The organism is Kitasatospora sp. NPDC127111 (genome assembly GCF_042677465.1).
GTDB lineage: Bacteria > Actinomycetota > Actinomycetes > Streptomycetales > Streptomycetaceae > Kitasatospora.
This window is the reverse complement of record NZ_JBHXTG010000017.1, coordinates 72,941-99,047: the sequence shown is the minus strand read 5'-3', so window position 1 is coordinate 99,047 and position 26,107 is coordinate 72,941. Positions and strand designations below refer to the sequence as shown.

The following is a 26,107-nucleotide window of genomic DNA, read 5'->3' as shown; positions in this document are numbered from 1 at the left end:
ACCGCAAGTAGGCGCGACCGGCTCCCCGGGCCCGGTCGGCGGACAGGCGAACGAACCCTGGAAGGGGGTGCCCCATGGGAGTGCTGAAGAAGTTCGAGCAGCGACTTGAGGGTCTCGTCAACGGCACCTTCGCCAAGGTGTTCAAGTCCGAGGTCCAGCCCGTGGAGATCGCCGGTGCGCTGCAGCGCGAGTGCGACAACAACGCGAGCATCTGGAACCGCGACCGCACCGTCGTGCCCAACGACTTCATCGTCGAGCTGAGCCCGCACGACTACGAGCGCCTGAGCCCCTACTCCGGCCAGCTGGGCAACGAACTGGCCGGCATGGTCCGCGAGTACGCGGAGGCCCAGCGGTACACCTTCATGGGGCCGCTCCAGGTGAACCTGGAGAAGGCCGACGACCTCGACACCGGCCTGTACCGGGTCCGCAGCCGCACGCTGGCCGCCGAGGAGCCGCAGCAGCAGCAACCCCCGGCGCAGCCCGCCGGGTACGGCCGCCCGCCGGCCGCCCCGGCCCCCGGCGCACCGTGGCAGCAGCCGGGCGCCGCACCGTACGGCGCGCCCCCGCCGCCGGCCGCGCCCCCCACCATGCCCGCGGGTCCGCCCCCCGCGCCCGCCGGCGGCAACGTGCGCCCGTTCCCGGGCGCCGGCCACGGCACGTCCGTCCGGCGCTGGATCGAGGTGAACGGCGCCCGCCACCAGATCACCGGGAACGCCTGCGTGCTCGGCCGATCCACCGAGGCCGACGTGCGGATCGACGACCCCGGGGTCTCCCGCAAGCACGCCGAGATCCGGCCCGGCACCCCTTCGATGGTGCTCGACCTGGGGTCCACCAACGGCATCGTGGTGGACGGACAGCACACCCAGCGCGCTACGCTCCGCGACGGCTCGCGAATCGTCGTGGGCTCCACCACCATCGTTTACCGACAGGTCGAAGGGTAGTGTCCGATTTGTTCGCGCGCTTCGCTCACTCACGGGCGGCCCGGTCATGTCTGAACTGACCCTCACGGTCATGCGGCTGGGCTTCCTCGCCGTGTTGTGGCTGTTCGTGATCGTCGCGGTCCAGGTGATCCGCAGTGACCTGTTCGGGACCAGGGTGAACCCCCGCTCCTCCCGTCGCGGCGGCGCCGCCGCCACCGCGGCCACCGCGCCGTCCCCCGCCGCCGCCCGCGGCCCGCAGGGCCAGGCCGGCCCCGCCGCCGCGCAGCAGACCCAGGGCGGCGGCCGCCGTCGCGGTGCCCCGACCCAGCTGGTCGTGGTCGCGGGTTCGCTGGCCGGCACCACCGTCGCGCTGCAGGGCCAGACCATCACGCTGGGCCGGGCGCACGACTCCACCATCGTGCTGGACGACGACTACGCGTCCTCCCGGCATGCCAGGATCTATCCGGATCAGACTGGGCAGTGGACGGTCGAGGATCTAGGCTCCACCAACGGCACCTATCTGGACCGGCAGCGCCTGACCGCGCCGACCCCGCTCCAGCCGGGCACGCCGATCCGTATCGGCAGGACCGTCATCGAACTGCGGAAGTAGTAGCGCATGAGGGACAGCATCCCGTCCAAGACCCAGAGGGGGGCTCAGGTCGCATGACCCTGGTGCTGCGCTTCGCCGCCGGCTCCCACAAGGGGCTTATCCGGGAGGGGAACGAGGACTCCGGCTACGCCGGGCCGCGGCTGCTGGCCGTGGCCGACGGCATGGGCGGCGCCGCGGCCGGTGAGGTCGCGTCCTCCGAGGTGCTCGGCTCGATCGTCCGCCTGGACGAGGACGTGCCCGGCGCCGACCTGCTGACCCTGCTCGGTGACGCCGTCCAGGGCGCCAACGACCGCCTCCGACAGATGGTCGAGGAGGACCCGCAGCTGGAGGGCATGGGCTGCACCCTCACCGCGATGCTGTGGACCGGGCAGCGGATGGGCCTGGTGCACGTCGGCGACTCCCGCGCCTACCTGCTGCGGGACGGCGCGCTGGTGCAGATCACCCAGGACCACACCTGGGTGCAGCGTCTGGTCGACGAGGGCCGGATCACGCCCGAGGAGGCCGAGACCCACCCGCAGCGCTCGCTGCTGATGCGCGCGCTGGACGGCCGCGGCCAGGTCGAGCCCGACCTGTCGATCCGCGAGGTCCGGGCCGGCGACCGCTACCTGATCTGCTCCGACGGCCTCTCCGGCCCGGTCAGCCACCAGACCCTCCAGGACACCCTCGGGAGCTTCTACGCGCCCGAGCAGACCGTGCAGGAGCTCATCCAGCTCGCGCTGCGCGGCGGCGGTCCGGACAACATCACCTGCATCGTGGCGGACGTCCTGGACGTCGGCGCCACGGACACCATGAGCGGCCAGTTCAACGACGTCCCGGTGGTCGTCGGCGCGGTCGCCGAGACCCCGCCGTCCTCGGCCGCGGCCGACCGGTCGATCGCGGACACCCCGGCCGGCCGGGCGGCCGGCCTCGGACGCCCCCCGCAGGGCGCCTTCGGTCCCGCCGAGGGCTACGACGGCGGCTACGGCGCCGCCCCGGCCGGCTTCGGCCCGGCCGAGGGCTACGGGTACGGCGCGGGCGAGCCCACGGTCCACGGCACCGAGGAGTTCGACGACGAGCAGCCGCCCAAGCGCAAGGGCAAGGCGCTCAAGCTCTCGCTGATCTCCCTGGTCACGCTGGGCCTGCTCGGCGGTGCCGGCTTCTTCGGCTACCAGTGGACCCAGGGCCAGTACTACGTCGGCGTGGACGGCGACCACGTCGCGGTCTACCAGGGCCTCAACCAGAGCCTGGCCGGCCTGAGCCTGTCCTCGGTGCACACCTCGTACAAGGACGTCGAGCTCAAGTACCTGCCGCAGGACCAGCGCACCCACGTGACCAACACCATCTCGGCGAGCAGCTTCGGGGACGCCGACGCCACGGTGAAGAAGCTGGCCGAGCAGGCCCAGTTCTGCCACCGGGTCGCCGACGCCCGGGCCGCCGCGGCCAACCCCTCGGCCAACCAGCCCGCCGGTGCCCCGGCGCCCGGGCAGCCGACCGCCGGACAGTCGGGCGCGCCGACCGCCGCCGCGGTGGCGCACGCCGGGTTCCGGACCGCCACCTCGCCCAGCCCGTCCGCGACCGGCCGGGCCCCGGCGGCGGCCGCGCCCAGCGCGACCGCGACCCCGGGCACCACGGCCCCGACCCCGAGCACGGCGGCCCCCAGCCAGAGCGCCGCCGCCCCGGCCACCGGGCCGCAGGGCGACCTGCCCGGCTTCACCGACGAGGAGCGGCAGAAGGCCGACTCCTGCCCGAAGCCGTGACGGCCGTGACCCGACATAGGCCCGCCCGGTGCGGGCCGGCCGGCCGTCAGGGAGCGGCTACGACGTGACCACCTTTGATCTGAACCGCCGGTCCGGCGCCTCCTCCCGGCGCCGGGGCAACACCACCATCTCCCCCCAGGGCACGCCGAACCGGCGCAACACCGAGCTGGCCATGCTGGCCTTCGCGGTGGCGCTGCCGGTGCTGGCGTACGCCAACGTGGGCCTGGCGATGGACGACTCGCTGCCCGCCGGCATGCTCGGCTACGGCCTCGGCATGGGCGCGCTCGCCCTGATCGCGCACCTGCTGATGCGCCGCTTCGCGCCGTACGCGGACCCGCTGATGCTGCCGATCGCCACCCTGCTCAACGGGCTCGGCGTGGTGATGATCTGGCGGCTCGACAAGGCCGGGAAGCTGCTGCACAACAACTACCCCGCGGCCGCCAACCAGCTGATGTGGTCGGGCCTCGGGGTGGCCTTCTTCATCTTCGTGATGATCTTCCTGAAGGACCACCGGGTCCTCCAGCGCTACACCTACATCTCGATGGCGGCGGCCCTGGTGCTGCTCGCGGCGCCGGCCTTCTTCCCGGCCCGCAAGGAGGACTTCGGCGCCAAGATCTGGATCCGGATGGGCGCCTTCTCGATCCAGCCCGGTGAGTTCGCCAAGATCATCCTGACCGTCTTCTTCGCCGGCTACCTGATGGTGAAGCGCGACGCCCTGGCGCTGGCCAGCCGCCGCTTCATGGGCCTCTACCTGCCGCGCGGCCGCGACCTCGGGCCGATCATCGTGATCTGGCTGCTCAGCCTGCTGATCCTGATCTTCGAGAACGACCTCGGCTCGTCCTTCCTGTACTTCGGCCTCTTCGTGGTGATGCTCTACGTCGCCACGGAGCGGACCAGCTGGATCCTGTTCGGCCTGCTGATGTCGGTCGGCGGCGCGGTCGCGGTGGCCTCCACCGCCAGCCACGTCAAGGTCCGCATCGACGCCTGGCTCGACCCGATGGCCGCCTTCGGGCCCAAGCCGCCACCGGGCTCGACCGAACAGATCGGCCAGTCGCTGATGGCGCTGGGATCGGGCGGGGTGACCGGCTCCGGTCTCGGCCAGGGCCGCTCCTGGCTGATCGACTTCGCCGCCAAGAGCGACTTCATCCTCGGCTCGTTCGGCGAGGAGCTCGGGCTCACCGGCCTGATGGCGATCTTCATGCTGTACGCCCTGCTGATCCAGCGCGGCCTGCGCACCGCCGTCGCCGCCCGCGACCCGTTCGGCAAGCTGTTCGCCGTCGGCCTCTCCTCGGCGATGGCGCTGCAGGTCTTCGTGGTGGCCGGCGGCGTCACCGGGCTGATCCCGCTGACCGGTATGACCATGCCGTTCCTCGCCCAGGGCGGGTCCTCGGTGGTCGCCAACTGGGCCCTGGTCGCGATCCTGCTGAAGATCAGTGACAGCGCCCGACGTCCCGGGGTGGAGCCCACCCCCACGCCCGAGGTCCAGGGGGTCCCCGTCTCGTGAACAAGCCGATCCGCCGGGTCTCGATCTTCTGCCTCGTCCTGATCCTCGCCCTGATGGTGCGCACCAACTGGGTGCAGGGCGTCCAGGCCGAAGCGTGGGCCACCAACAAGAACAACAAGCGCCAGGTCTACGACCGCTACGCCCACCCGCGCGGCAACATCATCGTCGGCGGGCAGCCGGTCACCCAGTCCGACTTCGTCAACGGCCTGCGCTACAAGTACAAGCGCTCCTGGGTCGACGGCCCGATGTACGCGCCGGTGACCGGGTACTCCTCGCAGTCCTTCGGCGCCAGCCAGCTGGAGCAGCTGGAGGACGGCGTCCTCTCCGGCAGCGACGACCGGCTGTTCTTCCGCAACACCCTGGACATGCTGACCGGGGAGCAGAAGAAGGGCGGCGACGTCGTCACGACGATCAACGCCAAGGCCCAGAAGGCCGCCTACGACGGCCTCGGCGGCAAGAAGGGCGCGGTGGTCGCGCTCGACCCGCGCACCGGCGCGATCCTGGCGCTGGTCTCCACCCCGTCCTACGACCCGGGTGCCTTCGCCGGCAGCGAGAACACCGACTCCAAGGCCTGGACGGACCTCAACGCCGACCCGAACAAGCCGATGCTCAACCGCGCGCTGCGCGAGACGTACCCGCCGGGCTCGACCTTCAAGCTGGTCACCGCCGCCGCCGCGTTCGAGAACGGCGTCTTCCAGAGCATCGACGACCAGACCCAGACGCCGAACCCCTACCTGCTGCCGGGCACCAAGACCGAGCTGAAGAACGAGAGCGACCGGGAGCCCTGCGAGAACGCCTCCCTCAAGGTCGGCATGGACTGGTCCTGCAACACCGTCTTCGGCAAGATCGGCGCCGAGCTGGGCAGGGACAAGCTGCGCTCCCAGGCCGAGAAGTTCGGCTTCAACAGCACGGTGGACACGCCGATCCGGTCCGAGAAGAGCGTCTACCCGAGCGGCTCCACCCCGGACGGCACCGCGATGGACGCGATCGGCCAGCACGACACCCGGGCCACCCCGCTGCAGATGGCCATGGTCTCCGCGGCCATCGCCAACAACGGCTCGCTGATGCAGCCCTACCTGGTCGACCAGGAGCGTTCGGCCACGCTGACCACGATCTCCAAGCACACCGAGAAGCAGTTCTCGCAGCCGATCAGCCCGACGACCGCGCAGAAGCTGCAGGACATGATGGTCTCGGTGGTCGAGAACGGCACCGGCAAGAACGCCAAGATCCCCGGCCTGACGGTCGGCGGCAAGACCGGCACCGCCCAGCACGGCGAGGACAACGCCGGCCTGCCGTTCGCCTGGTTCACCTCCTACGCCAAGACCGCCGACGGCCAGTCGGTCGCGGTGGCGGTGGTGGTCGAGGACGGCTCCAACAACCGCGACGGCATCAGCGGCGGCCGGCTCGCCGCGCCGATCGCCAAGGCGGTGATGCAGGCCGCCCTCGGCAAGTAGGAGGCACCGTCGCGGGTGAGTGAAATGTCACGATCGGCACCCCCGTCCGGATACCGGTCTGATATCGGCCGACGGCCGACTCCGGTCCGGCGCGGTGCGACCGGTAGCGTATCCGCAAGCAGCGGGTGTGCCCGTTGCCGCCCGCGAGGCGCTGCAGGGTCCTGATCGCAGAACCACCCGGGGCCGGGCCGGCGTCACTCAGAGCGTGCGGGGACACCTACGTCACAACCTCACCGGCGGGTGAGGGAGAGGGTCGGAACTATGGAAGAGCCTCGTCGCCTAGGCGGCAGGTACGAGCTCGGCGGCGTCCTCGGACGCGGCGGCATGGCCGAGGTGTACCTCGCCCATGACACCCGGCTCGGCCGTTCCGTCGCAGTGAAGACGCTCCGGGCCGACATGGCCCGCGATCCGTCCTTCCAGGCCCGCTTCCGCCGTGAGGCACAGTCCGCGGCGTCGCTGAACCACCCCGCCATCGTCGCCGTGTACGACACCGGCGAGGACTACATCGACGGCATCTCCATCCCGTACATCGTGATGGAGTACGTCGAGGGGTCCACCCTGCGCGAGCTGCTGCACTCCGGGCGCCGGCTGCTTCCGGAGCGCGCGCTGGAGATGACCATCGGCATCCTGCAGGCCCTGGAGTACTCGCACCGGGCCGGCATCGTGCACCGCGACATCAAGCCCGCCAACGTCATGCTGACCCGGCAGGGCAACGTCAAGGTCATGGACTTCGGCATCGCCCGGGCGATGGGCGACGCCGGGATGACCATGACGCAGACCTCCGCCGTCATCGGCACCGCCCAGTACCTCTCCCCCGAGCAGGCCAAGGGCGAGCAGGTCGACGCCCGCTCCGACCTCTACTCCACCGGCTGCCTGCTGTACGAGCTGCTGACCGTGCGCCCGCCGTTCGTCGGCGACTCGCCGGTCGCGGTGGCGTACCAGCACGTCCGGGAGGAGGCGCAGCCGCCGTCCGTCTTCGACCCCGAGGTCCGCCCGGAGATCGACGCGATCGTGCTGAAGGCGCTCGCCAAGGAGCGCGACTACCGGTACCAGAGCGCCGACGAGATGCGCGACGACATCGAGCGCTTCCTCGACGGCCTCCCGGTGGCCGCCGCCCAGCAGGCCGCCGCCTACGGCATGGGCGGCGCGGCCGGGTACGGCTACGACCAGAACGGCTACCCGCAGCAGCACGACCCGTACGGCCAGACCAACGTGCTGCCGCAGCAGCCCGGCGGCGGGCCCACCACGGTGCTCCCGCAGGCCGGTGGCCAGGCCGGCTACGGCCAGCAGCCCGGCTACCAGGACGACGGCTACGGGCAGACCTACGCCGGCGGCCCGGGCGGCGGCAACGACGACGGGTACGGCCGCGGCGGCCGGCGCGGCGAGGAGCCGCCGAAGAAGAGCAACACCTCCTGGATCGTGCTGGCGGTCGCCGCCGTGCTGGTCCTGGTCGGCACCTTCTTCGTCGCCCAGGCGATGTTCAGCGACAAGAAGGACGACAAGAAGGACGGCGCGAAGATCACCGCGCCGAGCCTGGTCGGCAAGACCCTGGCCGAGGCCAAGGCCGCCGCCCAGCAGGCCGGTCCCAAGCTCGTGGTGACCGAGGGCGAGAAGATGGCCTGCCCGGACGCCAACGTGAAGAAGGACCAGGTCTGCGTCCAGACCCCGGCGGCCAACAGCCAGGTCGCCGAGGCCGGCACGATCACGGTGCAGCTCTCCTCGGGCCCGGCCAAGGCGACCCTGCCGAAGGTGACCGGGATGACCAAGGACCAGGCCACCAAGGCGCTGGCCGACGCCGGGTTCACCAATGTCGCCCCCGAGTACAAGGACGACGACTCGGCCCCGCAGGAGACGGTCATCGCCCAGGACCCGCAGGCCGGCGCGGCCGGGGACCCGTCGGCGCCGGTGAAGCTCACCGTGTCGCAGGGCAAGGCCAAGATCCTCGTGCCCAGCGTGGTCGGTCAGCAGAAGGAGGCCGCGCAGGCGGCGCTGGAGGGCGCCGGCTTCCAGGTCGACGCCTCGAAGACCACCCCGACCAACGACCCGACCAAGATCAACACCGTCGCCTCGCAGCAGCCGGCGAACGGCAAGGTCCCGGCCAACACGAAGATCGTCCTGACCATCTACAAGGCGCCGGAGAAGGCCACCGTCCCGCCGCTGCAGAACGTCAAGCTGCAGGACGCGATCGCCGCGCTGCAGAAGGCCGGGCTCGGGTACTCCGTCGTGATGGGCCCGCAGGACCCGAACGCCGTCGTGGTCTCCTCGAACCCCGGCGCGGGCGCCCAGGTGGAGCCGAACACCTCCGTCGGCCTGATCACCCGCCCGGCCGATCCGATCAAAGGGGACACCCCCAACCCCTCACCCTCCAACACCAAAGGGAACAACTAGCGCCCCTTGGTTCCCCTTCTTCTGATGCGAGGCAGCGGGGACCGAGGGCCGCTGCCCCGAAGCCCGAGGGCCCGTCGCCATCACGGCGACGGGCCCTCGGGCGTTCCGGGCGGACCTCCGGCGGCGCGGGCCGGTCAGTGCCGCAGCTCGGGCGGCGGGGTGCGCTTCGCGTCCACGTCGTCCACCCGGACGAGGCTGCCCCAGACGGCCATCCGGTAGCGCGAGGTGTACACCGGGGTGCAGGTGGTCAGGGTGATGTAGCGGCCCGGGGCCTCGTAGCCGGAGCCCTTCGGGACGGGCGCGACGATGCCGGTGTCGTACTTGGACGTCTCCGGCAGGGTGTTGTCGACCTTGTAGACGTACCACTTGTCCTTGGTCTCGACCACGATCGCGTCGCCCTTGCGGACGGCGTCCAGGTCGTGGAACTTCGCCCCGTGGCCGTCCCGGTGGGCGGCCAGCGCGAAGTTGCCGACCGCGTCCCAGGGCATCGCCGCCCGGTACGGCTGCTCGTACACCCCGGCGACGCCCTCGGCCAGGGTGGCGCTGTCGGTGCCCATCCGGATCAGCACCTGGAAGTCCTTGCCCATCGCCGGGACGTGCAGGAAGCCGACCCCGTCCCCGGCGCCGTAGGCCGGGCCGGTCGTCCCGGGCGCCCCGGGGGCGCCGGGCGTACCGGGCGCGCCGGGGGAGGCCGGGGCCCCGGGCGCGGCGGTCGGCGGAGCGGCGGTCGGGCCGGCCGCCCAGGCGCTGCGCAGCTTGTCGGCGGCCTGCGCGGCGGAGGCGTCCGCCTGCACGTTGGTCCACCAGAGCGAGTAGGCGACGAACAGGCCGAGCAGCAGGCCCAGCGTGATCAACAGCTCGCCGAAGACGCCCAGTGCGGCCAGCGCGCGGGCCCTCGCCCTCCCCCGGCGGGCGGGCGGCGGGGGAGCGGGGAGGGCCTCCTCGGCCACCGGGCCCGCCGTCTCGTCCTGGGTCGTCACTCTGCTCCCCCTCGTGCCTGTCCACCGGTGCGACGGCCGTCCGCCGCACCCGCCCCGGCGGCTGCCGCTGCTAGCCGACGGTGAGTCCGGCCGGCTTGCCCTGGCTGCGCGGCCGTTCCTCGATCATCTTGCCAAAGACGATCAGGCGGGCCTTCGAGCTGAACTCCGGGGTGCAGGTGGTCAGGGTGATGTACCGGCCGGCCTGGCTGTACCCGGAGCCGTTCGGCACCGGCTTGATCACGCTCACGTTGGACGGCGGGGTCTCCGGGATGCCGCCGGTGATCTCGTAGGTGTAGTAGGCGGTCGCCGTCTCCACCACGATCTTGTCGCCCTTGGTGAGCTGGTTGATGTGCCGGAACGGCTCGCCGTGGGTGTTGCGGTGCGCGGCCAGCGCGAAGTTGCCCGCCTTGTCGGCCGGCATCCCGGTGCCGGTGTAGTGGCCGACCAGGCCCTTGTCGAGCACCGCCGACTTGGAGGTGCCCTCGGCGATCGGGAACTTCAGGCCCAGCTTCGGCAGATGGATGATCGCGAAGCCCTTGCCCGGCTCGAAGGTCTCGGGTTTGGCCGGATCCGGTGCCGGTTGTCCGGGCACGCCGGGCGCCGGCTGCCCGGCGTCGAACTGCTGCTCCAGCTGGTTGCGGGCGCCGTCGGCGGCCGCGTCGGCCTGCACGTTGGTCCACCAGAGCTGGTACGAGACGAAGAGCAGCATCACCACACCGAGGGTGATGCAGAGCTCGCCGACGAAGCGGGCGGCCACCACCGCCACCGACTCCTTCGGGCGCGGTGCTCCCCCGGCGGCACGGCCGCTCGCCCGGCGGCGGCCGCCGCCCGAGCGCACCGCCATCCGGCCCTGCGCGGCCCGTCGCCGCTCGGCCCGGCCGCCGGTCGGCGGCTGGTCCGCGCCGGCGGCCGGCGGCGGCACGCGGAGCTGGAGGGTCTGGTCGGCCAGCCAGGGGTACTCGGGCGGGCCGGGGGCGTCGTCGGCGCCGTCAGGGCCGTCCTGCCCGGGCGCGTGGGGCCGCTGGGGCTGCTGGACCTGCTCGTAGACGCCCCAGCCGTCCTCGGCCCCGTTCTGCGCCGGGAGCTGCTGCGTCGGGTACGGCTCGTGGGGCTGGTACCGGTCCTGCGGGAGGGACCGGCCGTCCGGGTGGGATCCGTCCGGTCCCGGGCCGCCGAACCCCGGCCGCGCCGAACCGTACGGATCGCCCTGGCCCTGGGCGTGGCCGTACCGGCCGCCCTCGGACGGGAACCCGCCGTACGGGTCGCCCTGCTGCGGGCCGCCGCCGTACTGGCCGCCCTCGTACTGGCCGCCCTCGTACTGGCCGCCTCGGTACGGGCCGTCTCGGTGCGGGTCGGCGCCCGACTGGTAACGCCCCTCCGGACGCACCGCGGTCACGCCGCTCAGCCCCGGCCGATCACCGGGGCGAGCCCGGCCGAACGGCCGACGGCCTGCGGATCGCCGCACTCGGCCAGCCAGTTGGCGAGCATCCGGTGCCCGCCCTCGGTGAGCACCGACTCCGGGTGGAACTGCACACCCTCGACCGGCAGCTCCCGGTGGCGCAGGCCCATGATCACACCGCTCCCGGTCCGCGCGGTGACCACCAACTCGTCCGGCACGGTGGCCGGTTCGACCGCCAGCGAGTGGTACCGGGTGGCGGTGAGCGGCGAGGGCAGGCCCTCGAAGACGCCGCCGTCCTCGTGCTCGACCAGCGAGGTCTTGCCGTGCAGCAACTCCGGCGCCCGGCCGACCACGGCGCCGTACGCGACCGCGATCGACTGCAGGCCCAGGCAGACGCCGAACACCGGCAGCCCGATCCCCGCGCAGTGGTGCACCATCTCGATGCAGACCCCTGCCTCCTCCGGCGCACCGGGCCCGGGGGAGAGCAGCACCCCGTCGAAGCCGCTGTCGCCGTCGCGGTGCACCGCGTGCTCGACCGTCACCTCGTCGTTGCGGACCACCTCGCAGGTGGCGCCGAGCTGGTAGAGGTACTGGACCAGGTTGAAGACGAAGCTGTCGTAGTTGTCGACGACCAGGATGCGGGGCGGGGTCGGCTGGGTGGTCATTCGCGTGCTGTCTCCGTGGGATGCGGGGGCTGGAGGGAAGAACGGGGCCGCCGGTCAGCCGGCTGCGCCGTCGCCGCCGTCCACTGTGACGTCACCGAAGGGGAGCAACGGTTCCGCCCACGGGAAGACGTAGGTGAAGAGGAGGTAGACCAGCCCCAGGACGAGGAGCAGCGAGATGGTGGCCCGGACCAGGGTGTTCCCCGGCAGGTGACGCCAGATCCAGCCGTACATGGTGCTCCCTCGACGTAACGGACTGGGGTCAAGAGTAGACCCGTGATCCAGTCCCGCGGGGCGCGCTTCCCCCCACCGGACGTGCGCTGCCTCGGCCGGTGCCCCGGCCGGCGCTACTGGCCGGCGGCCGAGCGCAGGTCGACGGTGCCGGAGTAGCCGGGCACGGTGAGGTCGCCGCTCTCCTGGACCTTCCAGCCCAGCCCGTACGCCTGCACGTACTGCAGGTAGTTGCGGATGGTCGGGTCCGCCTCGACCGCCGCCCGGAGCGCGTCGGTCTTCCCGACCGCCTTGACCACGTAAGGCGGCGAGTAGACCCGCCCCTGGAGCAGCAGGGTGTTGCCCACGCAGCGGACGGCGCTGGTGGCGACCAGCCGCTGGTCCATCACCTGGACGCCCTCGGCACCGCCGCGCCACAGCGCGTTGACCACCGCCTGGATGTCCTGCTGGTGGATGACCAGGTCGTTGACGCCGGGCTCGGGCACGCCGGGGATGCGGGCGGTGGCGTTCGGCGGGGCGTCGTTCAGGGTGACGGTCAGGCCGGGACCCTGCAGCGGCTCCAGCGCGGCGGACCGCTCGAGCGAGTCCAGCCGGGCGGCGTCGGCCGGGTTCCCGCCCTGCTGCTCGGTGAGCTCCTGCGAGCGGGCCTGGAGGTCGGCGAGCTGCGCCTGGGACTGCTGGTTCTGCGAGCTGCGCTGGCGTATCACGTCGCTGAGGCTGAGCAGCGAGTTGTCGGTGCGCAGGTCGGTCCCGCGGGCGGTCTGCGCGCTGATGTAGAAGAGCAGCCCGGCGAGCGCGAAGACCGCGCAGGTCAGGGCACGGCCGACAATTCGGGTGCCGGAGGCACGGGTGCGCGGCGGCCGAGGGGGAATCGACAAATTAGTCACCGTACCTTTATCTCCTTAAGACCCGCCGAGCCACTACGCTAACGGACGCCGGTGGCATGTGCGGGGGCGGTCCCCAGAGCGTTCTCCACAACCGCCACTGCCGGCCGCCCCGCCCCGCTGAACACCCCTGCGCGGTCTCACAGCGCATCGACAGGAGAGCTCCTCGTGCCGAAGTCTCGACTCCGCAAGAAGTCCGATTACACCCCGCCGGCCACGGCCACGGTGAAGATCAGCTCGGGCCGCGGCTGGGTCGCACCGCTGATGCTGGCCCTGTTCCTGGTCGGGCTGGTGTGGATCGTCACGTACTACGTGACCAGCGGCAGCTGGCCGGTCGAGAGCTGGCACAACTGGAACATCCTGGTGGGCTTCGGCTTCATCGCCGCGGGGTTCGGCGTCTCCACCCAGTGGAAGTGACGCCGGGGCTCCGACCCTGAGCGCGTGCCGCCGCCCCGGGAGGGTTCTCCCCGGGGCGGCGCCGCGGTGTGCCCGGACGCCGACGCCGGGGCACCGCCGGGACCTTCCGCGCTCCGGTTATCCCGCTTATCGCGCTTATCCACATGGTTATCCACACTGGGGAAAAGTCGCCCCGCCCTGTGGATAACTCGCGCCCGGTACTCTTTCCACACCCCCGCGCGGTGTCCCCCGAATGCGGAATACCCCCAGCGGAACACGCGTAGAGCCGCGGTCCACAGCCCACTCCCCCAACTGGCTGTGCACCACTCCCCACCCGCTGTGGACAAACGTCCGGACAGCGGCCGGACGCGTCACCCGCCGTACCGGGCCATCCCCACCAGGACCACCGACAGCACCAGACCCGCCATCCCGGCCACGGTCAGCGCCTGGACGGTCACCCGGTGCTGCCGCGGCGCGTACATCAGCCCGATGGCGGTCAGCGCCCCGGCGACCAGCCCGCCGACGTGCGCCCGCCAGTCGATCACGTCCCTCAGCGAGAAGGTGACGATCAGGTTGAAGACCAGCAGCGCGACCACCGGACCGAGCGGCGCCCTCACCCGCTTGAACATCACCACGGTGGCGCCGAGCAGCCCGAACACGGCTCCGGAGGCCCCCAGCGACCTCATCCCGTCGCCCGCCACCAGGAAGGCGAACGCGCTGCCGGCCAGGCCCGAGAGCAGGTAGAGGGCCAGGAACCGGAGCCGGCCGAGCGCCGCCTCCAGCGTGGGGCCGAGCATCCAGAGCACCAGCATGTTGCTGCCCACGTGCCAGATCTGCGTGTGCAGGAACGTCGCGGTCAGCAGCCGGTACCACTGGTCCGGCCCGGCCGCGACGCCGTACGGGAACGCCGACGCGAACGGGGAGCCGCTCGGCTGCCGACCGAAGCTGACCAGCTCGAGGTCCGCGGCCAGCCACGGCTTCAGCACGTAGGCGGCCAGGACGAAGACCACCAGGTTGATCCCGACCAGCACCTTGGTGACCAGCGCGCCGTCCGCGGTCAGCTGCCCGCCGAACCGGGTGGTCGCCTGCCGCACCTCCCGGCCGCCGCCACGGACGCAGTCCGGGCAGTGGAAGCCCACCGAGGCGCTCACCATGCACTGCGGGCAGATCGGCCGGCCGCACCGGGAGCACCCGATGCCGGTCTCCTGCTCGGGGTGGCGGTAGCAGCGCGCCGGACCGGCCCCGCCCCCGGGCCCCGGGGTCCGGTCCGTCGGCGGCTTGGGCTCGTCCGGGAGCATCAGCGGTTTTCCCCTTCTCGCACGCCTGCTACGCGACCCCGGCGGCCCGCCGAACGGGTACCACCGGGATCGCCAGCGTACTGCGGCCAATCCCCCGACGGACGCTCCCCACCGCCCCGCCCCCACGGCCCACCCCGCCGTACCGGCGAACCCCACACCCCAGCCCCCGGCCCGCCACCCCCGCGCGCAGCGCCCCGCGCCCCGCGTACGGCCCACCCCGGCGTGCCAGCGGACAAATATGGATGCATGATCAGCATTCAGGTGGATATGTGCATAAAGGACGCCACCCAGGAGGAGAGACTCGTGACCCGTTTGGACTCAGCTCGTGAGACGGCCGGCAAGACCCGGGACACCCTCGCGCCCTACGCCGCCACCGCCAGGGAAACCGTGGTGCACTTCGCGGACGGCGCCAAGCAGCGGCTGGGCCCGGCCGTGGACGCCATCGGACCGAAGGCCGCCCACGCCGCCCACACCGCCCGCGTCCAGTACGACAAGCGCATCGCCCCGCAGCTCGGTCACGCCTTCGCCAGTCTGCCGCCCGAGGCCCAGCAGAACGCGCTGAAGGCCCTGCACCGCGCCCAGGAGGCCGCACTGGCCGCCCGGCTGTCCGCAGCCCGCGCCGCCGACCAGGCCCGCACCACCGTCGCCCCGAAGGTGGCCTACGCGGTCGGCGAGGCCCGCGCCGTCGTCGTCCCCGTCGCGCAGGAGGCCCAGACCCGTGGTGCCGCCGCGCTGACCGCCCTGCACGGCAACGTGACCTCCGCCGAGATCAGCGACCTGGCCGCGCGGAACCTCAGGAAGCAGCACCGCAACGCCTGGGCGACCGGTCTGGCGGTGGCCGGGGCCGTGGCGATCGGCAGCGGTGTGGTGGCCTGGCAGTGGTGGCGGCACCACAGCAACCCCGAGTGGCTGGTCGAGCCCCCGGCCTCCGCCACGGACCAGCACACCGGCTCCCACGCCGCGGGCAGCGCGGCCGACCCCCAGCCCACCGCGCCGCTGAACGGCTCCACCACGGGCCCTGCGGCCGGCGAGGGCTCCGAGGCCGCCGAGCCCCCGTCCGAGGCCGGTACCGCCACCCCGGAGCCCGGCCCGACGCCCGGCAAGCCCGCCCCCGGCGACGACCGGCCCAAGCCGCACGACCCGCGCAAGCCGCACTGACCCGGCCCGCACCTCCCGAGAACGCCGATCGGCCGCTGACCCGGAATCAGGTCAGCGGCCGATCGGCACTGCGACTGTGGAGCTTAGGAGACTCGAACTCCTGACATCTGCCTTGCAAAGGCAGCGCTCTACCAACTGAGCTAAAGCCCCTCGACGGCACTGCGCGCGCCGCCGGGCACTAGCGTACCGGGTTCCGGCGCGAATCCCACGCCCGTCCCGGAACCTCCCCGTCCGGAAGGTGCTCGGGATCCGGCCGGCCCGGTCATCCGACCGGGCCGGCCGGCCCGGGAGACGCCGTGCGGCGCCTCCGAAGATCGTCGATCGTCAGATCGTCCGTGGCCTCAGCGACCGGCCGGAACCGGGTCGGTGGCCTCGGTCCACAGGTCCTGCTCGGCGCGGTCCGCCTGGACCTGACGGTAGACAAAGAAGCCGCCGAGGGCGACCAGGGCGACCAGGAGAAGCTTCTTCACCGCGGGACCTCGTCCTTCTTGCGTAGCGGACTCAACAGCCGTGCTCCGGCCGGACGGCCGGGCCGACGAGTCCATGAGTTGTTACGAGCACGAACGGGCGGCCGGGTGCCAGACTGCCCTTGCGGCCGATGATACACACCGGTGTCCCAATCGTGACCAGCCGCCGCCGCCTCCCAACCGACCGGTCCGGCCGGAGGATTGACGCCGCACCTCCTGTCGTACGGTCGGCCCGGCCGGACCGGCCGGGAAGCTGCCGGGACACCCCCCTGACCGCGTGCCGACGGGGCCGCCACGGCGGCGTCCGCCGCCACGAGCTCCGGCCCGGCCCGCACCTGCTCCACCCGTACGACTCCCGGGCCCGCCGCGTGGTTCCCCCACGGCCGCGGGGAACCGCCCCGGGAACGCCGAAGGGCCCGGAGCGAGATCGCTCCGGGCCCTTCGCGGTGGTGGGCCTAACAGGACTTGAACCTGTGGCCTCTTCCTTATCAGGGAAGCGCTCTAACCGTCTGAGCTATAGGCCCTTGCCGCACTGAAAGATTAGCGGACCGACGGCCGATCTCCAAAATCCGGACCGGCGGGCGCTGCGGCAGGGCTCTGCTGGTGGGGGGCGGTGACGGGGCGGAGCAGCCACTCCTCGCGGGTGGCGGGGAGCCCGGCGGTGCCCTCGGGGCCGGTGCGGACGGCGAGGATCTGGTTCACGCCGATCCGGTTCTCCTCGAAGGCGAGCGCGGAGGCCGCCATGTAGAGCCGCCAGACCCGGGCCCGGCCGCGGCCGACCAGCCCGACCGCCTCCGTCCAGTGCGCCTCCAGGTTGGCCACCCACTCGCGCAGGGTGAGCGCGTAGTGCTCGCGCAGCGCCTCGACGTCGCGGACCTCGAAGCCGGCCTCCTCCAGCCGGGCCACGGTGGAACCGACCGGGGAGAGCTCGCCGTCCGGGAAGACGTAGCGGTTGATGAAGGGGCTGGGGCGGTACGGCTCGCCGGGGTGGTTCGGGCGGCGGGCGATCTGGTGGTTGAGCAGCCGGCCGCCGGGCACCAGCAGCCGGTACAGGCCCTCGGCGTAGACCCGGTACTGAGCCGAGCCGACGTGCTCGGCCATGCCCACGCTGGAGATCGCGTCGAAGGGGCCGTCGGCGATCTCCCGGTAGTCCTGCAGGCGGATCTCCACCCGGTCGGCCAGGCCGGCCTCCTCGACCCGGCGGCGGGCCAGCGCGACCTGTTCCTCGGAGATGGAGACGCCGACCGCCGTGACGCCGTAGTGCCTCGCCGCGTGCAGCACCAGCGAGCCCCAGCCGCAGCCGACGTCCAGCAGGCGCATCCCGGGCCGCAGGCCGAGCTTGCGGCAGATGAGGTCGAGCTTGGCCTCCTGGGCCGCCTCCAGGCTCTTCGCGGCGGGCTCCCAGTAGGCGCAGGAGTACACCATCGACGGGCCCAGCACGAGGCCGTAGAAGTCGTTCCCGACGTCGTAGTGGTGGCTGATCGCCGCGCGGTCCCGGCTGCGGCTGTGCAGCCGGCCCCGGGCCGCCCGGGCCTCCTCGGGCGGCGGGGCGGGCCGCGGGCCCAGCGCGCCGGCCCGCAGGAGGGCCCCGAGCACCCGGCGGCCCCTGGGGCCGAGCACGTCGGCCGGGCCCAGCTCCAGCCGACGGATCTCCGGGCGCTCCGCGAAGTGCGCGACGGCCGTCAGCACCTCGTAGAGGTCGGTGCCGGGCGCGAGCTCCAGGTCACCGGAGACGTAGGCCCGGGCCAGGCCGAGCTCGCCCGGCTGCCAGAGCAGGCGGCGCAGCGCGCGGCGGTTGCGCAGCACCAGGGTGGGCGCCCCCGGCGGCCCGGCGGCACTGCCGTCCCAGGCCTGGATCCGCAGGGGCACCGGGACTCCCAGGAGCCCTTCCAGGGCCTCGACCAGTTGCCTTGCGAGCTGAGCCATCGCGCGCCTCCGTCCAGCCGTACCTGCACAGCCGTACCAGCCCCGGCCGGTCGGACCAGGGGGGCGGCCTGCGGCACTCGGAGACTCGGAACGAGCGCACCCAGCTAAGCCCACCGCGGCGCGCGCCGATCCGGGCGGCACGCCGCGGGGACCGCCTGTCACCCGAATGCCGACGGGCCCCGCAGGCTGGAACAGCCTGCGGGGCCCGCCCATTCCGTTCGCGGACGAAAACCTGACCGGACGTCAGGACACGGCCACGGTGGCCGGAATCAGTCCTCCTCGGCGAGGGTCAGCTCGATGCCGCCGGTGAAGCCGGCCGCGGCGTTGTAGATGAACGCCGAGAGGGTGGAGAGCGCGGTCAGCAGGACCACGTCGACCACCGCGATCAGCGAGGTGAAGGTCATCACCTTGCCGAACCCGACGTAGTCCATCAGGTTGATGCCGCTGTTGGGCGCCTCGCCGGCGGTGACCTCCTTGAGGGTCTTGCCCAGCGAGTCGAAGACGCCGAGCGAGTCCAGCGTCATCCACAGCACGGCGGCCGCCACGATGATGACGATCCCGACCGCCACCGACAGCAGGAAGCTGACCTTCATCACCGACCACGGGTCGGCCTTGGTCACCCGCAGCCGGGCCTTGCGGGTCCGGCCCAGGCCCGGACCGGACGCGGCCGGGGCGGCGGCCGGACGGCGCGGCGCCCCGCCCGCGACGGGAGTCCCGCCGGGCGGGGTGTTGCCGCTCACCCGGGTGCCGCGGGCCGGCGTCGGCTGGCCCTTGGCGTACGTGGTGGGCTGGGAGAACCCGCCGGCGCCCGGCGCCGGGGTGCTCGGCGGCGGGGGCGTGCCCGGCTGACCGCCGTACGTCGCCCCGCCGCCCTGGCCCGCCGCGCCGACCGGGGGCATCAGCGAGGTGGACGCGGAGGGGTGCTCGGCCGGCGGCTGCGGTACCCCGTAGCCCCCGCCGCCCTGTGCTGCGCCCGGACGGCCGCCGGTGGCTCCTCCCGCAGCACCCGTGGCTCCACTCACTGGTCCTCCCGCACTTCCCACCAGGACGGCGGCACCGCCCTGCGTCGTGTTTCGTCATCCAGCGCCCGGCGGGATTGCCCGGAACTGGTCGGCGACCGGTACCGCCACGCCGTGGTCACGGACGAGACGGTACCGGCCGACGCGGTAGCGGTCAGGCCTGGGCTTCCTCGCCGCCCGCCGCCGTCTCCGTACCCTCGGCCACCTCGGTGGACTCGGCGCCTGCCACCTCGTCCTCCGCCGACTCCTCGTCCTCGGCCTCCGCGTTGCGGGCCATGCCCACGACCGCGTCGCGCTTCCCGAGGTTGATCAGTTGGACGCCCATGGTGTCACGTCCGGTTTCACGAACCTCGGAAACCCTCGTGCGGATCACCCCACCCGAGAGGGTGATCGCCATGATCTCGTCGGTGTCGTCGACCACCAGGGCGCCGACCAGCGAGCCCCGGCCCTCGACGATCTTCGCCGCCTTGGTGCCGTAGCCGCCGCGTCCCTGGACACGGTACTCGTCCACCGCGGTGCGCTTGGCGTAGCCGCCGTCGGTGGCGGTGAACACGTAGGTGCCCGGGCGGACCACGTTCATCGAGAGCAGCTCGTCGTCCTCGCGGAAGGCCATGCCCTTGACGCCGGAGGTGGCGCGGCCGGTGGGCCGCAGCGCGTCGTCGGTCGCGGTGAACCGGATCGACTGGGCCTTCTTGGAGACCAGCAGCAGGTCGTCCTCGGCGGAGACCAGCTCGGCGCCGATCAGCTCGTCGTCCCGGCCCTCCTCGTCCTGCCGCAGGTTGATCGCGATCAGGCCGCCGGAGCGCGGCGAGTCGTAGTCCTTGAGCGCGGACTTCTTCACCAGGCCGGCCCGGGTGGCGAGGACCAGGTACGGCTTGTCCTCGTAGGTGCGGATCGCCATCACCTGGGTGATGTGCTCCTCCGGCTGGAAGGCCAGCAGGTTGGCCACGTGCTGGCCGCGGGCGTCGCGCCCGGCGTCCGGCAGTTCGTAGCCCTTGGCGCGGTAGACCCGGCCCTTGTTGGTGAAGAACAGGATCCAGTTGTGCGTCGTCGTCACGAAGAAGTGGTCGACGATGTCGTCCTGCTTCAGCTGGGCGCCGCGGACGCCCTTGCCGCCGCGCTTCTGCGAGCGGTAGAGGTCGGAGCGGGTCCGCTTGACGTAGCCGCCACGGGTGATCGTGACGACGATGTCCTCCTCGGCGATGAGGTCCTCGATGGAGAGGTCGCCGTCGGAGGGGATGAGGGTGGAGCGCCGCTCGTCGCCGTACTTCTCGACGATCGCGGTGAGCTCCTCGGCGATGATCCCGCGCTGGCGCTCCGGGGAGACCAGGATCGCGTTGTACTCGTCGATCTTGCGCTGCAGCTCGTCGTGCTCGTCGGTGATCCGCTGGCGCTCCAGGGCGGCCAGGCGGCGCAGCTGCATCTCCAGGATCGCGTTGGCCTGGAGCTCGTCGATCGAGAGCAGGCCCATCAGGCCGGTGCGGGCGGCGTCGGCGCTCTCCGAGGCCCGGATCAGCGCGATGACCTCGTCGATCACGTCCAGCGCGCGGAGCAGCGCGCGCAGGATGTGCGCCCGCTCCTCGGCCTTGCGCAGCCGGAAGGTGGTCCGGCGGACGATGACCTCGACCTGGTGGTTGACCCAGTGCCGGATGAAGGCGTCCAGCGACAGGGTGCGCGGCACGCCGTCGACCAGGGCCAGCATGTTGGCGCCGAAGTTGGTCTGCAGGTCGGTGTGCTTGTAGAGGTTGTTCAGCACGACCTTGGCGACGGCGTCGCGCTTGAGCACGATGACCAGGCGCTGGCCGGTGCGCGAGGAGGACTCGTCGCGGACGTCGGCGATGCCGGCGATCTTGCCGTCCTTGACCAGGTCGGCGATCTTCAGCGCGAGGTTGTCCGGGTTGACCTGGTACGGCAGCTCGGTGATCACCAGGCACTGGCGGCCCTGGATCTCCTCGACCTCGACCACCGCGCGCATGGTGATCGAGCCGCGCCCGGTGCGGTACGCCTCCTCGATCCCGCGGCGGCCGACGATCAGGGCGCCGGTCGGGAAGTCCGGGCCCTTGATCCGCTCGATCAGGGCCTCCAGCAGCTCCTCGTTGGAGGCGTCCGGGTGCTCCAGCGCCCAGAGCGCGCCGGAGGCGACCTCGCGGAGGTTGTGCGGCGGGATGTTGGTGGCCATGCCGACCGCGATGCCGGTGGCACCGTTGATCAGCAGGTTGGGGATGCGCGACGGCAGGACGGTGGGCTCCTGCGAGCGGCCGTCGTAGTTGGGCGCGAAGTCGACGGTCTCCTCGTCGATGTCGCGCATCATCTCCATGGCCAGCGGCATCATCTTGCACTCGGTGTAGCGCATGGCCGCGGCCGGGTCGTTGCCCGGGGAGCCGAAGTTGCCGTTGCCGTCCACCAGCGGCATCCGCAGCGACCACGGCTGGGCCAGGCGGACCACGGTGTCGTAGATCGAGGTGTCACCGTGCGGGTGGTAGTTGCCCATGACGTCGCCGACGACGCGGGCGCACTTGTAGTAGCCCTTCTCGGGGCGGTACCCACCGTCGTACATCGCGTAGAGCACGCGGCGGTGCACCGGCTTGAGGCCGTCGCGCACCTCGGGCAGGGCGCGGCTCACGATCACGCTCATCGCGTAGTCGAGGTACGAGCGCTGCATCTCGGTCTCGAGCTCGATCGGCTCGACCCGCATGGTGACCGCGGCGGCGGCCTCGGGGTTCTCGGGCTGCTCGCCTTCGGGACGGTTGTCGTCGACCACTGGTGGTCAGTTTCCTTTCACGCGGACTGGTACGTGCGGGGCCTGCGGGCAGGCGTCGTCACACGTCCAGGAAGCGGACGTCCTTGGCGTTGCGCTGGATGAAGGAGCGGCGGGCCTCGACGTCCTCGCCCATCAGGACGGAGAACAGGTCGTCGGCGCGGGCGGCGTCCTCCAGGGTGACCTGGAGCAGCAGGCGGTGGGCCTGGTCCATGGTGGTGACCCGGAGCTCCTCGGCGTTCATCTCGCCGAGACCCTTGAACCGCTGGATCGCGTCGTCCTTCGGCAGCCGGCGCCCGGCGGCCACGCCGGCCGCGATCACGGCGTCGCGCTCGCGGTCGGAGTAGACGTACTCGAAGTCGTCCTTGCCCCACTTGATCTTGTACAGCGGCGGCATCGCCAGGTACACGTACCCGGCCTCGACCAGCGGCCGCATGAAGCGGAACAGCAGGGTGAGCAGCAGGGTGCGGATGTGCTGCCCGTCGACGTCGGCGTCCGCCATCAGGACGATCTTGTGATAGCGGAGCTTGGACTCGTCGTAGTCCTCCTGGATGCCGCAGCCGAAGGCCGAGATCAGCGCCTGGACCTCGGTGTTCTGCAGGACCTTGTCGATCCGGGCCTTCTCGACGTTCAGGATCTTGCCGCGGATCGGCAGGATGGCCTGGGTGCGCGGGTCGCGGCCCTGCTTGGCGGAGCCGCCGGCGGAGTCACCCTCGACGATGAAGATCTCGCACTCGGCCGGGTCCTTGGACTGGCAGTCGCTCAGCTTGCCCGGCAGCGAGGCGGATTCCAGCAGGCCCTTGCGGCGGGTCAGGTCGCGGGCCTTGCGGGCGGCGACGCGCGCGGTGGCGGCCTGGATGGACTTGCGGATGATGTCCGCGGCCTCGTTGGGGTTGCGGTCCAGCCAGTCGTTCAGGTGCTCGTGGACCACCTTCTGGACGAAGGTCTTCGCCTCGGTGTTGCCCAGCTTGTCCTTGGTCTGGCCCTCGAACTGGGGCTCGCCGAGCTTGACCGAGATGATCGCGGTCAGGCCCTCGCGGATGTCCTCGCCGGAGAGGTTGTCGTCCTTCTCGCGGAGCAGCTTCTTGTCCCGCGCGTAGCGGTTGACCAGGCCGGTCAGCGCGGCGCGGAAGCCCTCCTCGTGGGTACCGCCGCCGTGGGTGTGGATGGTGTTGGCGAAGCTGTAGACGCCCTCGGTGTAGGAGGAGTTCCACTGCATCGCGATCTCCACCGAGATCGTCTTGTCCTTGTCCTCCGCCTCGAAGTCGATCACCGAGGGGTGGATCACCTCGCCCTTGCGGGAGTTGAGGTGGGTGACGAAGTCCGCGATGCCGCCGTCGTACTTGTAGGTGACGGAGAGCGGCTTGCCCTCCTCGTCCACGTGCTCGGGGCGCTCGTCGGTCAGCGAGATGGTCAGGCCCTTGTTGAGGAACGCCATCTCCTGGAAGCGCCGGGAGAGCGTCTCGAAGGAGTAGACCGTGGTCTCGAAGATGTCCGGGTCGGCCCAGAAGGTGACGGTGGTGCCGGTGCGGTCGGTGGACTCGCCCTTGACCAGGGGCGCGGTCGGCGCGCCCATCTTGTAGTCCTGCGTCCAGCGGTGGCCGTCCTTGTGGATCTCCACCGACAGCCGGGTGGACAGCGCGTTCACCACGGAGACGCCGACGCCGTGCAGACCGCCGGAGACCGCGTAGCCGCCGCCGCCGAACTTGCCGCCCGCGTGCAGCACGGTGAGCACGACCTCGACGGCGGGCTTGTCCTGGCCGGGGACGATGTCCACCGGGATGCCACGGCCGTTGTCGACCACCCGGACCGCGCCGTCGGCGAGGATGGTGACGTCGATGGTGTCGGCGTACCCGGCCATCGCCTCGTCGACGGAGTTGTCCACGACCTCCTGCACCAGGTGGTGCAGGCCGCGCTCACCGGTCGAGCCGATGTACATGCCGGGACGCTTGCGGACGGCGTCGAGGCCTTCCAGCACCTGGATGTTGCTACCGGTGTAGGAGGCCTGGTCGGTCTGGTCTGGGGTCTGGCTGGGGTTGCCGGAATCGGCCACGAAGCGCCCTCTCTGGCACAGCACGGGCCGCATCCCCGCCCCGTGTGGGCGGGCGTGCGACCACGGCGTTTCGACTCGGTTGCCACTAGCAACAGTGTTTGGCTTCCAGTCTACCGGTACGACTGACAGAGATGGGCGTTTGGCAGCCTCTGAGGGCAGATACGCCGCCCTGAATCCCCTCTGCACATGTCCCGATACTCGACCCGGGGGCTCAGAGCGCCTGGAAGGGCCGTCAGGGGTTCCGGAGGATCCCGGTCCGCTCCCCGTCCGACCGACCACGGTCAGCCCCAGGTGTCGCCCGGCCCCTTGCTCCCGGGCGCGCGCAGCCGGCCGTAACCGCGGGCCGGTGCGGCCGGGCCCAGCACCTTGATCGTCTTCACCGTGCCGTGGCCCAGCTCGTGGTTCAGACGGGCCACCAACTGGCGGGCCAGCCAGCGCAGTTGAGTCGCCCAGGCGGTGGAGTCGCACTGCACGGTGAGCACCGCGGCCGCGTCGTCGTAGGAGGTCGGCGAGCAGTGCGCGGCGATGTCCGGGCCGACGATCTGCGGCCAACGGCCCATCACCCCGCCGACCGCCGCCGAGGACTCCCAGCCCCGTTCGGTCAGCAGCCGGTTCAGCGCGGCCCCCAGCGGCACCGGGTCACGGCCGTCCGAGCGGGCGCCGCTGCGCAGCCCGTGCCGCTTCGCCTCGCGCTTCTCCCGGACCTGCTCGCCGCGCTGGCGGGCCTGCGCCCGGGCCGCCCGCAGCGCCGAGCGGGCCAGGTCGGCACCGGTCGGCGCGGCGCCGCCCGGCTGCGCGGGGTCCTCGGCCGGCTCGCTCACGGCGGTCTCCTATCCCCAGGCTGTGGACAACGGTGAGCCGTCCAGCGTACGGGAGCCGGCGGACGGCGGGCGCGCCGTGCACGGGCTGTGCACGGACGGGAAGTGTGGGGGAGTCGCGGAGGGACGCGGTCGGCCGTCAACCGGCCGTCGGCCGGGCCGGTCACGCGCCGGTCGGGCGCCGCGCCGGTCGGGCGTGGGTCAGGCGCCGCGGTCGGGCGTGGATCAGGCGCCGCGGTCGGGCGTGGATCAGGCGTCGACCCGGCGCACCGCGCCGTCGGCCACCGCGTAGCGGGCCCCGGCCAGCGCCTTCGGCACGTCCTCGGCGACCGCCGCGGTGACCAGCACCTGCTCGCCGCCCGCGACCAGCTCGGCCAGCCGGTCCCGGCGGCTGGCGTCCAGCTCGGCGAAGACGTCGTCCAGGATCAGCACCGGCTCGCCGCCGTCGGCCCGCAGCAGCTCGTACGAGGCCAGCCTCAGCGCCAGCGCGTACGACCAGGACTCGCCGTGGCTGGCGTAGCCCTTGGCGGGCAGCGGGCCGAGCTTGAGCACCAGCTCGTCGCGGTGCGGGCCGACCAGGGTGACCCCGCGCTCGATCTCCTGCTTGCGCACCGCCTGCAGCGCCTGGAGCAGCTGTTCCTCGGCCTGCTCCCGGCTGGCCGGCAGCTCGCCCTCGAAGGAGCTGCGGTACTCCAGGGCGGTCTCGCCGCCACCGGGCGCGAGCTGCCCGTACGCGGCCGCCACCAGCGGCTGCAGGGCGGTCACCAGCTGGATCCGGAAGGCGGTCAGCTCGGCCCCGGCCCGGGCCAGATGGCCGTCCCAGACCTCCAGGGTGGAGAGGTCGGCGCCCTTGCCGCCGCCGGCCCGGCGGGCCATCGCGGCGGTCTTGAGCAGGGCGTTGCGCTGCTTCAGCACCCGCTCGTAGTCCTGCCGGACCCCGGCCAGCCGGGGGGCCCGGGCGGTCAGCAGCTCGTCCAGGAACCGCCGCCGCTCGCCGGGGTCGCCCTTGACCAGGGCGAGGTCCTCGGGGGCGAACAGCACGGTGCGCAGCAGGCCCAGCACGTCGCGCGGGCGGACGTTGTCGGAGCGGTTGATCCGGGCGCGGTTGGCCTTGCCCGGGGTGATCTCCAGCTCGACCAGGGTGGAGCGGGTGCCGGACGCCACCGAGGCGCGGATCACCGCCCGCTCGGCGCCCAGCCGGATCAGCGGCGCGTCGGTGGCCACCCGGTGGCTGCCCAGGGTGGCGACGTACCCGATCGCCTCGACCAGGTTGGTCTTGCCCTGGCCGTTCGGTCCGACGAAGGCGGTCACGCCCGGGTCGAGGGGCAGCTCGACCCGGGCGTAGGACCGGAAGTCGGCGAGCGACAGGTGCGCGACGTGCATGGCTGTGGACTGCGCTCGCCTTCTGTGACCGTGCCGGCCGGGGCGGACCCCGGCCGGTGACTG

Annotated in this window: 21 protein-coding genes and 2 tRNA genes; 8 read left to right on the top strand and 15 right to left on the bottom strand. The window is 72.2% G+C overall.

The window, feature by feature from the left end; translation table 11 throughout:
* Window positions 1-74 precede the first annotated feature (74 nt).
* The 6 genes from ACFVHB_RS14010 (at window position 75) to pknB (ending at window position 8,612) form a co-directional block, all read left to right on the top strand.
* Window positions 75-941 (top strand): FhaA domain-containing protein, encoded by an 867-nt coding sequence (locus tag ACFVHB_RS14010; RefSeq protein WP_380320181.1) that lies wholly within the window; start codon window positions 75-77, stop codon window positions 939-941.
* Between the two features lie 46 nt (window positions 942-987).
* Window positions 988-1,530, top strand: coding sequence for an FHA domain-containing protein (locus ACFVHB_RS14005; RefSeq protein WP_380320178.1), 543 nt, complete (start codon window positions 988-990; stop codon window positions 1,528-1,530).
* Between the two features lie 53 nt (window positions 1,531-1,583).
* Complete coding sequence (locus ACFVHB_RS14000; protein WP_380320175.1) at window positions 1,584-3,266, top strand: PP2C family protein-serine/threonine phosphatase; 1,683 nt, start codon at window positions 1,584-1,586, stop codon at window positions 3,264-3,266.
* Between the two features lie 64 nt (window positions 3,267-3,330).
* Complete coding sequence (locus ACFVHB_RS13995; protein ID WP_380320172.1) at window positions 3,331-4,770, top strand: FtsW/RodA/SpoVE family cell cycle protein; 1,440 nt, start codon at window positions 3,331-3,333, stop codon at window positions 4,768-4,770.
* Entirely contained in the window at window positions 4,767-6,224 is a 1,458-nt protein-coding gene (locus tag ACFVHB_RS13990) for a peptidoglycan D,D-transpeptidase FtsI family protein (RefSeq protein ID WP_380320169.1), read from the top strand. Before ACFVHB_RS13995 ends, ACFVHB_RS13990 begins: the two co-directional genes overlap by 4 nt.
* Before the next feature lie 261 nt (window positions 6,225-6,485).
* A complete protein-coding gene (pknB, locus tag ACFVHB_RS13985; protein WP_380320166.1) occupies window positions 6,486-8,612 on the top strand; it encodes a Stk1 family PASTA domain-containing Ser/Thr kinase in 2,127 nt (708 codons plus the stop codon).
* 134 nt (window positions 8,613-8,746) lie between these two features.
* Here pknB and ACFVHB_RS13980 read toward each other — a convergent pair whose 3' ends face one another.
* The 5 genes from ACFVHB_RS13980 to ACFVHB_RS13960 all read right to left on the bottom strand — a co-directional run bounded on the left by ACFVHB_RS13980 (window position 8,747) and on the right by ACFVHB_RS13960 (window position 12,756).
* Window positions 8,747-9,592, bottom strand: coding sequence for a class E sortase (locus tag ACFVHB_RS13980; RefSeq protein ID WP_380320163.1), 846 nt, complete (start codon window positions 9,590-9,592; stop codon window positions 8,747-8,749).
* Window positions 9,593-9,662: 70 nt separating this feature from the next.
* The gene (locus tag ACFVHB_RS13975) at window positions 9,663-10,988 is read right to left on the bottom strand and encodes a class E sortase (protein WP_380320160.1); all 1,326 of its coding nucleotides are present in this window, start codon (window positions 10,986-10,988) and stop codon (window positions 9,663-9,665) included.
* A gap of 5 nt (window positions 10,989-10,993) precedes the next feature.
* On the bottom strand, window positions 10,994-11,656 hold the full coding sequence (locus tag ACFVHB_RS13970; protein ID WP_380320157.1) for an aminodeoxychorismate/anthranilate synthase component II: 663 nt from the start codon (window positions 11,654-11,656) through the stop codon (window positions 10,994-10,996).
* A 54-nt stretch (window positions 11,657-11,710) separates the two neighbouring features.
* Window positions 11,711-11,887: a hypothetical protein gene (locus tag ACFVHB_RS13965; protein ID WP_380320154.1), complete on the bottom strand. Its 177-nt coding sequence runs from the start codon at window positions 11,885-11,887 to the stop codon at window positions 11,711-11,713.
* A gap of 113 nt (window positions 11,888-12,000) precedes the next feature.
* Window positions 12,001-12,756: a DUF881 domain-containing protein gene (locus ACFVHB_RS13960; protein WP_380320247.1), complete on the bottom strand. Its 756-nt coding sequence runs from the start codon at window positions 12,754-12,756 to the stop codon at window positions 12,001-12,003.
* Between the two features lie 180 nt (window positions 12,757-12,936).
* Here ACFVHB_RS13960 and crgA point away from each other — a divergent pair, with 180 nt between their 5' ends.
* Window positions 12,937-13,185, top strand: coding sequence for a cell division protein CrgA (crgA, locus tag ACFVHB_RS13955; RefSeq protein WP_380320151.1), 249 nt, complete (start codon window positions 12,937-12,939; stop codon window positions 13,183-13,185).
* 350 nt (window positions 13,186-13,535) lie between these two features.
* On the opposite strand, the gene ACFVHB_RS13950 is transcribed toward crgA, so the two are convergent.
* Window positions 13,536-14,462: a rhomboid family intramembrane serine protease gene (locus ACFVHB_RS13950; protein WP_380320148.1), complete on the bottom strand. Its 927-nt coding sequence runs from the start codon at window positions 14,460-14,462 to the stop codon at window positions 13,536-13,538.
* Between the two features lie 303 nt (window positions 14,463-14,765).
* Here ACFVHB_RS13950 and ACFVHB_RS13945 point away from each other — a divergent pair, with 303 nt between their 5' ends.
* Window positions 14,766-15,620: a DUF5324 family protein gene (locus ACFVHB_RS13945; protein ID WP_380320145.1), complete on the top strand. Its 855-nt coding sequence runs from the start codon at window positions 14,766-14,768 to the stop codon at window positions 15,618-15,620.
* 77 nt (window positions 15,621-15,697) lie between these two features.
* Here ACFVHB_RS13945 and ACFVHB_RS13940 read toward each other — a convergent pair.
* The 9 genes from ACFVHB_RS13940 to recF all read right to left on the bottom strand — a co-directional run bounded on the left by ACFVHB_RS13940 (window position 15,698) and on the right by recF (window position 26,044).
* Window positions 15,698-15,770: transfer RNA gene (locus ACFVHB_RS13940), tRNA-Ala, on the bottom strand.
* 191 nt (window positions 15,771-15,961) lie between these two features.
* Window positions 15,962-16,090: a DLW-39 family protein gene (locus ACFVHB_RS13935; RefSeq protein ID WP_014137031.1), complete on the bottom strand. Its 129-nt coding sequence runs from the start codon at window positions 16,088-16,090 to the stop codon at window positions 15,962-15,964.
* Between the two features lie 444 nt (window positions 16,091-16,534).
* Window positions 16,535-16,611: transfer RNA gene (locus ACFVHB_RS13930), tRNA-Ile, on the bottom strand.
* Window positions 16,612-16,627: 16 nt separating this feature from the next.
* Window positions 16,628-18,013, bottom strand: coding sequence for a class I SAM-dependent methyltransferase (locus ACFVHB_RS13925; protein WP_380320142.1), 1,386 nt, complete (start codon window positions 18,011-18,013; stop codon window positions 16,628-16,630).
* 269 nt (window positions 18,014-18,282) lie between these two features.
* Window positions 18,283-19,035, bottom strand: a complete 753-nt coding sequence (locus ACFVHB_RS13920) for a DUF3566 domain-containing protein (RefSeq protein ID WP_380320140.1) — start codon at window positions 19,033-19,035, stop codon at window positions 18,283-18,285.
* Between the two features lie 151 nt (window positions 19,036-19,186).
* Window positions 19,187-21,793 carry a DNA gyrase subunit A gene (gene gyrA, locus ACFVHB_RS13915; RefSeq protein ID WP_380320137.1) on the bottom strand — a complete coding sequence of 869 codons (2,607 nt, stop codon included), beginning with the start codon at window positions 21,791-21,793 and terminating at the stop codon, window positions 19,187-19,189.
* Window positions 21,794-21,851: 58 nt separating this feature from the next.
* Entirely contained in the window at window positions 21,852-23,867 is a 2,016-nt protein-coding gene (gene gyrB / locus ACFVHB_RS13910) for a DNA topoisomerase (ATP-hydrolyzing) subunit B (protein WP_380320134.1), read from the bottom strand.
* A gap of 257 nt (window positions 23,868-24,124) precedes the next feature.
* Entirely contained in the window at window positions 24,125-24,664 is a 540-nt protein-coding gene (locus ACFVHB_RS13905) for a DUF721 domain-containing protein (RefSeq protein ID WP_380320131.1), read from the bottom strand.
* A gap of 246 nt (window positions 24,665-24,910) precedes the next feature.
* Entirely contained in the window at window positions 24,911-26,044 is a 1,134-nt protein-coding gene (gene recF / locus ACFVHB_RS13900; RefSeq protein WP_380320128.1) for a DNA replication/repair protein RecF, read from the bottom strand.
* Window positions 26,045-26,107 lie beyond the last annotated feature (63 nt).